General features: G+C 42.7%; 1 protein-coding gene and 1 pseudogene. Both read left to right on the top strand.

What is annotated here, in order from left to right:
- A pseudogene (locus tag R7E00_RS24105) lies at nucleotides 1-255 on the top strand (amino acid ABC transporter permease); the annotation flags it as partial.
- A gap of 92 nt (nucleotides 256-347) precedes the next feature.
- Nucleotides 348-1,166, top strand: a complete 819-nt coding sequence (locus tag R7E00_RS24110) for an EAL domain-containing protein (protein ID WP_005454118.1) — start codon at nucleotides 348-350, stop codon at nucleotides 1,164-1,166.
- The last annotated feature ends 65 nt before the right edge of the window (nucleotides 1,167-1,231 follow it).

Raw genomic sequence — 1,231 nt, forward strand, 5'->3', positions numbered from 1 at the left:
GTTATCGCGCCACAGGTGCTTAAATCAATAACACCTGCACTTGCCGGTCAAACTATCTCTTTGGTGAAAGACACCTCCATCGTTTCGCTAATTTCTATACAAGAAATGACTTTCGTTGGGACAGAGATGGCAAACTCATCAGGATATATCTTTGAAATTTGGCTGATTGTTGGCTTTTCTTACTTCTTGATTTGTTTCGGTCTGTCACTCATTTTTCGATATATTGAGAAAAAATCGGAATCTATTTCAAATTAACTCAATAGCACATGCAATTAGACACATTTGATTCTTCAAATTGGAACTGCATCCTGTTACATTGACTCAATGCTAAATTCTCGGCGTTTTTCATGGAGTTAAAGAAACAGTCTGACTACGAACAGTACATAAGACAGGACGGTCTTGGGGAATATTACGTAGTCATCAACCAATTCACTTTTCACAGTGTTTATCAGCCGATTTTTGATAAGCACCAACGCGTTATTGGAATGGAAGCCCTCCTTCGTATTCATGGCGCAGACGGCGTTCAAATTCGCCCAGACATTTTTCTCTCCAACGCAAGTATCGACCCTTACTTTCGCTTATGTGTTGAATTTTTATCCCGAGCCATGCACATCAGAAACTTCGCTCGTCACTTTGCCGGAACGCCGATTAAGCTCTTTCTCAATGTTATGCCTCAAACTCTACTCACGCTCACCAAAGACATGGGCTTTAAAGACAACGGCTTGCTTTACAAACGTCTTGCCGATTTGGGTATGACCCCGTCTGATGTGGTGTTTGAGGTTGTAGAAGAATCCTGCGGTGATACTGATTTACTGATTAAAGCCGTACAGTTAATGAGAGCGAATGGCTTTATCTTTGCCATCGATGATTTTGGCGCGCAACATTCCGACATTGCCCGAGTTCAGCAGCTTTGTCCTGACATAATTAAAATTGATCGCTCTTATCTACTCGATTATTGCGCTGGTGATACCTTTTCCATTCGAAGTGCGGTAGATCTAGCGGCAAACATGGGGGCCAAAGTGATTATCGAAGGGGTTGAAGAGAACAACCAGCTGCAAGCCATGCGTCAACTGGAACTCGATTATTATCAAGGGTTTTATCTCGGTAAACCAAGTGCAATTCATCACTGGACAGAATACGCAACCTGCCAATGCACGGTGCATTAAGCTTATCTCGTCATGCCGCATAAGCCACACAAACTATCCCAACAAAAAAGCGCCGAACACATGTC

The organism is Vibrio sp. Vb1755 (genome assembly GCF_033338635.1).
Classification (GTDB): domain Bacteria; phylum Pseudomonadota; class Gammaproteobacteria; order Enterobacterales; family Vibrionaceae; genus Vibrio; species Vibrio alginolyticus.